This is a genomic window from Fulvivirga kasyanovii, from assembly GCF_009711405.1.
GTDB lineage: Bacteria > Bacteroidota > Bacteroidia > Cytophagales > Cyclobacteriaceae > Fulvivirga > Fulvivirga kasyanovii.
In genome coordinates this window covers 7,294-15,578 of sequence record NZ_SMLW01000518.1, presented here as the reverse complement: position 1 = coordinate 15,578, position 8,285 = coordinate 7,294, and the positions used below count along the sequence as shown (strand labels likewise).

The 8,285-nt window shown below is 42.4% G+C and carries 9 protein-coding genes; 7 read left to right on the top strand and 2 right to left on the bottom strand.

Features of this window, described 5'->3' with window-relative positions:
* The 5 genes from ftsY to E1163_RS11085 all read left to right on the top strand — a co-directional run.
* The coding region (ftsY, locus tag E1163_RS11105; protein WP_155171642.1) for a signal recognition particle-docking protein FtsY at positions 1–918 on the top strand (918 nt) is incomplete at its 5' end.
* A 186-nt stretch (positions 919–1,104) separates the two neighbouring features.
* Positions 1,105–1,341 carry a hypothetical protein gene (locus E1163_RS11100; RefSeq protein ID WP_155171640.1) on the top strand — a complete coding sequence of 79 codons (237 nt, stop codon included), beginning with the start codon at positions 1,105–1,107 and terminating at the stop codon, positions 1,339–1,341.
* Between the two features lie 119 nt (positions 1,342–1,460).
* A complete protein-coding gene (locus E1163_RS11095) occupies positions 1,461–2,372 on the top strand; it encodes a helix-turn-helix domain-containing protein (RefSeq protein WP_155171638.1) in 912 nt (303 codons plus the stop codon).
* 108 nt (positions 2,373–2,480) lie between these two features.
* Positions 2,481–2,978, top strand: coding sequence for an SRPBCC family protein (locus tag E1163_RS11090; protein WP_155171636.1), 498 nt, complete (start codon positions 2,481–2,483; stop codon positions 2,976–2,978).
* 124 nt (positions 2,979–3,102) lie between these two features.
* The gene (locus E1163_RS11085; protein WP_155171634.1) at positions 3,103–4,110 is read left to right on the top strand and encodes a metal-dependent hydrolase; all 1,008 of its coding nucleotides are present in this window, start codon (positions 3,103–3,105) and stop codon (positions 4,108–4,110) included.
* 3 nt (positions 4,111–4,113) lie between these two features.
* On the opposite strand, the gene E1163_RS11080 is transcribed toward E1163_RS11085, so the two are convergent.
* The gene (locus E1163_RS11080) at positions 4,114–4,827 is read right to left on the bottom strand and encodes a DUF6048 family protein (RefSeq protein WP_155171632.1); all 714 of its coding nucleotides are present in this window, start codon (positions 4,825–4,827) and stop codon (positions 4,114–4,116) included.
* Complete coding sequence (locus E1163_RS11075; protein ID WP_155171630.1) at positions 4,808–5,254, bottom strand: DUF6452 family protein; 447 nt, start codon at positions 5,252–5,254, stop codon at positions 4,808–4,810. Before E1163_RS11075 ends, E1163_RS11080 begins: the two co-directional genes overlap by 20 nt.
* A gap of 235 nt (positions 5,255–5,489) precedes the next feature.
* On the opposite strand from E1163_RS11075, the gene rimO reads away from it, so the two are divergent.
* Together rimO and bshC are read left to right on the top strand one after the other, a co-directional pair.
* Positions 5,490–6,800 carry a 30S ribosomal protein S12 methylthiotransferase RimO gene (rimO, locus tag E1163_RS11070; protein ID WP_155171628.1) on the top strand — a complete coding sequence of 437 codons (1,311 nt, stop codon included), beginning with the start codon at positions 5,490–5,492 and terminating at the stop codon, positions 6,798–6,800.
* A 36-nt stretch (positions 6,801–6,836) separates the two neighbouring features.
* Positions 6,837–8,285, top strand: a 1,449-nt coding sequence (bshC, locus tag E1163_RS11065; RefSeq protein ID WP_155171644.1) for a bacillithiol biosynthesis cysteine-adding enzyme BshC, incomplete at its 3' end; no start/stop codon positions are given.

Below are 8,285 nucleotides of genomic sequence, written 5' to 3'. Positions count from 1 at the left end.
CTGGACAAGGGGCTGGAAAAAACTAAAGAAAACTTCTTCACCAAACTTGGTAAAGCCGTTGTAGGAAAATCCAAGGTAGACGAAGAGGTACTTGATGAATTGGAAGAGGTCCTCATCACTTCTGATGTAGGAGTAAACACTACTATCAAGATCATTCAAAGAATTGAAGACCGGGTGGCCCGCGACAAGTACCTGGGTGTGGAAGAGCTTGACAAAATACTTCGTGAAGAAATAGCCGGTCTTCTGGCTGAAAACAATACCCAGGATCTTAACGATTTTTCCCTGCCGGAAGGCAAAAAGCCCTACGTGATCATGGTTGTAGGCGTAAATGGTGTGGGTAAAACCACCACAATCGGCAAGCTTTCTGCCCAATTCAAGAAAAAAGGACTTAATGTTGTGCTCGGCGCTGCCGATACTTTCAGGGCCGCTGCTGTTGATCAGATCAAACTTTGGGGCGAACGTGTAGGGGTTCCGGTTGTAGCCAGAGGCATGAATACCGATCCTTCGGCCGTAGCTTTTGATGCCGTAAAGCAAGGCGTTGAAGAAAATGCTGATGTGGTTATCATCGATACTGCAGGAAGGCTTCACACCAAAGTGAACCTCATGAACGAGCTTTCCAAGATCAAGAGGGTAATGCAAAAATTTATTCCCGATGCGCCACACGAGGTTCTTCTCGTTTTGGATGGCAGTACCGGTCAGAATGCAGTGATTCAGGCCCGTGAATTCACTAAAGCCACTGATGTTACCTCTCTGGCAATTACCAAGCTGGACGGTACAGCCAAAGGTGGCGTGGTAATAGGCATATCAGACGAATTCAAAATTCCGGTAAAATACATAGGTGTAGGTGAAAAAGTGGATGACCTGCAGGTGTTTAACAAAATGGAATTTGTGGATTCCTTCTTTAAGAAGTCCATTTAATACTTTTATTTTTTTGGCGGACATTTCCGTAACTTTCCTAACGTGAATTTACAGACCAGATGTATTTCCTGCGGAGCGTTTATTCGTTTTAGGCAAAACGTGGTGGATAGGTTTGCATTGGCAAAAAAGCATGGGGCGAAGGTTGAATTGCATTGTGTCCAGTGTAATTCGGTTAAAGCTTATTCAGTGAACGATATAAAAGCCAGGCAACACAAATACTGGAGGCTTATAGGTGTTTTTATCTTCGTAGTGGGTACAATTTCTGTTTTGTTTACGGTTATAGGCTTGGCTGCCGGATTGAACAGCATATATGCTATTGAAGCGCTTGCCGGATTTGTAGTTGTGCCTTATTTGATTTACGAAGGTATAAAGTCACATCAGGAGCAGCGGGTTAACTATTTTAACGCTAAGCGATATGGCTAATAGACCGGTCAGATTTCTTCAGACCTGACTTGAAGCCCCTAATTAAATATTCAAATGGCTTTGCCGTCATTGTCAATACCTGGAGAATTCACTATTTTCCAAATGAAACCCTTTTGTAAATGATACTTCGCCAGTTGCCGGAAGCACCACCTTTCATAATCAGTGAAGGCTCACCATACTTTTCTGATCATTGCCTTTATGTGCAGGCATTCGATAAGGATTATAGCTATCCCAGGCATACCACCGGTTTGGGACTAGTGGCGGTGCAGGAGGGTAAAGCCGTTTTTGAGGTTAACGAAGAGCACCTGTACCTGGACAGCAATGCATTCGTATTTCTTAACAAGGGTAGCCAGTTGTCTATCAAGGGAGAGAAGAAAGGTGTTTTTATTATTCTGTATTTCAACAATGTCTTGTCCGAACTTATTGCAGATTCTTTGTTTCAGCGCAATTCAAAGCCCGGTAAAAATATTAAAGATTACCATGACTATTCACTTATTGAGCATGTCCACTATGCGAATGCCTCATTAAAGGATTTCCTGCCCTTGCTGATTGATTTAGGTAAAAGTTGTGCTTCTTTCCACACATTGAAAGCTGATATGCTCATTCGTACCATACTGGATAATGTGATTTTGGAAAACTTTTCAGCTATTCAGGTTTCCTCCAAATTGGGTGTGGTTAAAAATTCTACCCGGGTAAGCTTATATAAGCGGTTGTCAATGGCGAAGGCCTGGGTTGAGCAAAACCATGCTTCTGCTGTTACGGTGGAGGAAATGGCTGATATCGCTATGATAAACCCTTACCATTTCATAAGAATATTCAAAAAGACCTATGGCCTGACGCCTCACCAATATTTAATAGAGGTGCGCATTGATAAAGCCCGGCTGTTGCTTTCAGAGAGAGGCCGATCAGTATCTTCTGTTTGTCATGCGGTTGGATTTGATAGCCTGTCCTCGTTTAGCAGGCTTTTTAAAGCCAGGGTTGGTGTTTCGCCCAGGCTCTATGGTGAAGCGAATATAAGTACTGAGGAGTGATGTTCTATAATTGAGAAGCCGCCTGGCCTGAGTTGTAAATTGTCAATTTTCGATAAATGATCTTTTGTGCGCAGTTATAGCTTTGACAAAACAAAAAATGAAATTAATATGGAAAATCAATGGAGTAAATTCCGGTTACGGGTTAATGTTAAGACTGATATGGCAGCCGCGTATAAAGCCTGGAATACATCTGAGGCTCTTGAGTCCTGGTTTCTGAGAAAGGCTGTTTTCAAAGACGCTGAGGGTAATTTAAAAGACAAAAAAGCTCCGATTGTAGAAGGAGATACCTACGAGTGGTTCTGGTATGGCTATCCTGATAGTGTGGTGGAGAAAGGTAAAGTGTTAAAAGCCAATGGGAAAAACGTTTTTAGCTTTACGTTTTCCCTGGAGTGCCCTGTTACCATTACTATTTATGAAGAGGCCGGAGAGACCATAGTGGAGCTTGTGGAGAGTGACTTGCCTACAGATACTGAAACAGCGCTGAAGTATTTTGTAGGTGACTCCCGAGGTTGGATTTTTTACATGGCCAATCTGAAATCTATTCTGGAAGGAGGGCTTGACCTGCGGAACAAAAGAATGGAGCTGACGAATGTAATAACTTCCTGAGGGTAATTGTTTGTTTATCAGCGACAATAGCCTTTTTCTAAATGTTGGAGAGGCTGCTATCATACCCGGTTTTTCACAATAAGTATTTATCGGGTATCTTAGCCCCTTACCAATTTAAATAAATTTGGACTCTGTAACTCAGGTATTGCTTGGTGCTGCCGTCGGAGAGGCTGTAGCTGGTAAAAAGGCAGGAAATAAAGCTGTAATGTGGGGTGCCATTAGTGGTACTATTCCGGATCTCGATGTTATCGGCCGTTATTTTTTAAATACGGTGGAGGCGCTGGACTTCCATAGAGGTATCTCACATTCATTGCTGTTTGCCATTGTTATTTCTCCTGTAGTGGGATATTTTATCAGTCGCTTACACCGGCAAACCAGTGCCACATGGAAGGACTGGACATGGCTAGTGTTTCTGGGCTTGTTTACACATGCGTTACTAGACTGCTTTACTACCTGGGGGACGCAACTCTTCTGGCCTCTGGACCATAGAGTTGCATTCAAGAGTGTCTTTGTTGTTGATCCGCTTTACACACTGCCGTTATTGGTGTGCCTGGTCTGGTTGATGTTCCTGCCTCGTAATAGTGTGAGAAGAAGAAAATTGAATATGGCGGGACTGATACTTAGCTCTTCCTATCTTGCACTTACGCTAATAGCCAAATATGAGGCAAATTCAGTATTCGAGAGTTCTTTTGCTGCTCAGGGAATTGAGGTTATCCGTTACGATAGCAGGCCAGCCCCTTTGAATATTGTGCTATGGACGGTGAATGTTGAAACCGAAGAAGGGTACTACATCGGTTACTACTCTTTCCTGGATAATGATCAGAAAATAGCTTATGATTTTTTCCCGAAGAACAGAGAGCTGCTGGGGAAATTTGAAAATGACGAAGGCGTTAGAAAGCTTATTGAGATAGCTGAAGAATGGTATACCGTAGAACCTGCAGCCCAGGGTATTATTATCAATGATTTGCGATTTGGGCAAAGCAGTGGTTGGGAGACAGGTGAAGGCAACTTTGTGTTTGCTTACCATGTTTACCAAAGCGGTTCTGAAGTAAAGGTCGATGAAGTAGAGAAGAATCTCGGGCAGGGCAGCAAAATGCTTATGCCTTTATGGAACAGAATTCTGGGAAATTGATCATTAATTATTATTCACTTCATCAGGCGAGGGCAACTCTATGGTTTGAGGTCCTTTTCTCAATGGCAACCTGAATATCAAATAATAGTTGAAGCCCCAGGATACTTTTTTGTCAGCTCTGCCGTATCCTGGTATTTCATGTGGAATAAGCTCATTGCGCTCAAAAGTATCGACACCAAACTTGAACCTTGCTGTATAGCCCATCCATATAAATTTCCACATTTTCACTTTCATGCCCGTCACCATTTCAAACCAGTCAGCTTTTAGGTTATGGTTGGAAATCTCCGAAGTGCCGTCACCAAAAGCAGCGTTGGTATAGCTGAAATTTAGGTTATCCGAGAAGGAAGTAGTGGCATACCGGAGCCCAAAAAACAAGGCGCTCTGATCAGGGTCACGGTGGAGGAAGTTTATGTCCGGACCAATTTTAAAGTAGCTGCCTTCTACATTGTAAAGAGAAGTGCTGTTCTCCAGTGTGCGCTCCATCTGGCCGTACTCTATATTGAGAAAGTAGCGATAAAAATCTATATCGGCCTGAAATTCATATTGCTTGTAGTCGTCTTTGCTAAATGTCTTGCCAAAGCCAATAAGGTCAGCACCAACCCTGATGCCGGTGGGAATAAACCGCCTGCTTGTAGTATCAAGTTGCACTTTTACCTTTTGGGCAAAAGAGGCCGTGGCAATGGTGAGCAGGAAAATACTAATTAAATATCTTAACATCTTCAGTGACTTGTTCTACAAGTATTTTGTTCACTACTTCTATAGAGCCGAAATCGCTCCTTACATATTCCAACTCCGAGAATACCATCTCTATGCCACAATCTTCAGACACCAAACGGGTATTAACACTATACTTTAATATCAGTGTATCAATGCCCAGTTCCGAATCAAAAACAAAGGTGGTTTGAACAGTGTCTGGCCTGAGAGGAAGCCTTATGGAAGACACTTCTGCTTCTTCAAAGAACACACTGTCGGTGCCTGATGCAATGACTCCGTTAATGTTCAACGTATCAGCCTCATTATTATCGCTATTGTAAAACTTTATGTTTACAAAATTGGTTGTTTGGCTATTGCAATCAGGGTCATCAAGACAGCCGGTTAAAATAATGGCCGCTGAGAGAATTAATATCGGTATAACTATTTTCATGAATAGGGCACAAATATAAGTATTGCAGCAAGAAGTGAAGGTGAAATGATCATAAACTTTGAGTAACCAAACCACGTGCCATTTGGCGGTAAGATCAGGTTTGAAATAAAATTGAATAAATACCAACTGCAGGAGTTGAGGCATGGGGGGGGTGTATTTTTGTGGTACACCACAATTGCTTTCGCATTACCATGTAGTTTCGCTAATTTTGCAGCCACGTTTAAAATAGAATAATTTGAAAACCAAGGGAAGAAAGAAGGATAAGGTAAATATAGTAACACTCGGGTGCTCCAAAAATCTGGTGGACTCCGAAGTGATGCTTACCCAACTTCGCGGAAATAAGATAAATGCCAGCCATGAAGCTGTAAACGATGATGCCAACATCATTATTGTAAACACTTGCGGCTTCATTGACAATGCCAAGCAGGAGTCTATTGATACCATTCTGCGATATGCCGATGCCAAAGAGGAGGGGTTGATTGATAAATTGTATGTGACAGGCTGTTTGTCGCAGAGGTATAAGGATGATCTGGAAAAGGAGATCCCTTTGGTTGATGCCTTTTTTGGGACTATGGAGCTACCCATGCTCCTGAAAAAATTTAAAGCGGATTATAAGCACGAGTTGGTTGGAGAAAGGATATTGACCACTTCCAATCATTATGCCTATGTTAAAATAGCCGAGGGGTGTGACAGGCCTTGTTCGTTCTGTGCTATTCCTATCATGCGGGGCAAGCACGTTTCAAAAACTATTGAACAGTTAGTTACCGAAGCAAAAAACCTGGCTAAAAATGGCACCAAAGAGTTGCTGCTAATCGCCCAGGATTCTACCTACTATGGGCTTGATATTTATGGAAAAAGAAATCTTGCTGAGCTACTCAGGAAGCTGTCGGATGTAGAGGGTATTGAGTGGATCAGGTTGCATTATGCCTTTCCTACCGGTTTCCCGCTGGATGTACTTGATGTAATGGCCGAGCGTGACAATATATGCAACTATCTGGATATGCCTTTGCAACATGGCTCTACCCGAATATTGAAACACATGCGCCGGGGCACTACGAGGGAGAAGCAGGAAGAACTAATCCAAATCATCAGAGAGAAAGTGCCCGGCATAGCCTTAAGGACTACATTGATAGCCGGTTATCCCGGAGAGACTGAGGATGATTTTAATGAGATGTTGGGGTTTGTGGAAAGGTCACGTTTTGACAGGCTTGGTATCTTTACCTATTCACATGAAGAAAATACCCACGCATATAATTTTACCGACGATGTTCCTCAACAAGTGAAACAAGAGAGGGCAAATGCCGTAATGGAAGTACAGGAAAAGATTTCTTATGAGCTGAACGAGGAGAAGATCGGCAGAACCTTTAAAGTAATTGTAGATAGAAAAGAAGGTGGCCAGTTCATAGGAAGAACGGAATACGATTCGCCTGAGGTGGATAATGAAGTAATTATTGAAGAGCAATCAAAACATTTAAGGTTAGGAGATTTTGTAAATGTTAAGATCAATGATGCGACAGAATTCGACTTGTATGGTGAAGTCATTTGACCGTTGCTGTAAAAAGTGACCTCTTAACTTATCGATATGAACCTGACTAAAGTTGATTACAAGGATACCCGTCAATTTTCATCACTATTTCTCGATTATATAAATGGGAAAGATCAGCTCAGGGAATTTTATGGTGAGAGGCCGGACGTAAATTCCTTTAAGGACCAAATAGCCAAAAAGAGTTTTTCACCGGAGAGCAGAAAGATACTTTGTCAGGTTTTGGAAGAACAATATCAGAACCTGAAATTCTCCGAAGCAGTACGTCAAAACCTGGACCTGCTGGAGGATTCAAACACTTTCACCGTCACCACGGGCCATCAGCTAAATATCTTCACCGGCCCACTCTACTTTATCTATAAAATTGTAACCGTCATCAACATCTGTAAGCAGCTAAAGGCTGCTTATCCTGATAAAAATTTCGTGCCCGTCTATTGGATGGCTTCAGAAGATCATGACTTTGATGAGATCAGCTATTTTCGTTTAAATGGGAAAAAGCACCAGTGGAAAACTGAACAGAAAGGTGCGGTAGGCAGGTTTAACCCTAAAGAGCTAAAGGACATCGTTGATGCGGTTCCTGGAATGCCTGAATTTTTCCGGGAGGCATATTTGAAACATAATAATTTAACCGATGCGGTTCGGTACTATGTTAATGAGCTTTTTGGAAGATACGGCCTGATCGCAGTGGATGGAGACAGTCCTGCTTTGAAGAAGTTATTTGTGCCTGTAATTGAGGAGGACGTTTTCCGCCATACGGCCAATGACCTTGTAGAGAAGCAATCCGGAAAACTTGATAAACTGGGATATAAAACCCAGGTCTATCCGAGGGCAATCAATTTCTTTTACCTGGATGAAGGGCTAAGAAGCCGAATAGTAGAGGAGGATGGTAAATTCAAAGTCCTGGATACGACATTGGAGTTTACAGAAGAAGAAATGCGTTCACTAATTAGTAGTCACCCGGAGCGTTTTAGTCCCAACGTAGTACTTCGGCCTGTTTATGAAGAATGTGTTTTGCCTAACCTTGCCTATATCGGTGGCCCTGCTGAGGTGATTTACTGGCTACAGCTTAAGCCTGTATTTGATCATCATAACATAACATTCCCTATTGTGATGCCCAGGAGCTTTGCGTTGGTAATACCCAAGAACATTTCATCCAAGTGGGAAAAAACACACCTGGCTGTTAACGACATTTTCCTGGATAAGGACGACCTCTATAAAAAAGCTGTAAAAGAACATTCTACGCGAGATATTCACCTGAATGGGCAAATGGAAGAAATCCTCATGCAGTTTGAAAAAATAAAAGCCCAGGCTGCTGAGATCGATCCCACCCTGGCTCCTCATGTAGAAGCTCAACAGGTAAAGACAAAAAAGAAGCTTGAAAGCATTGAAAAGAAATTTGTCAGGGCTGAAAAGAGACACCAGGCAGATAGATTGAGGCAGATTGAAGCTGTGCTGGATGAGCTTTTTCCTAATGGAAGCCCGCAAGAA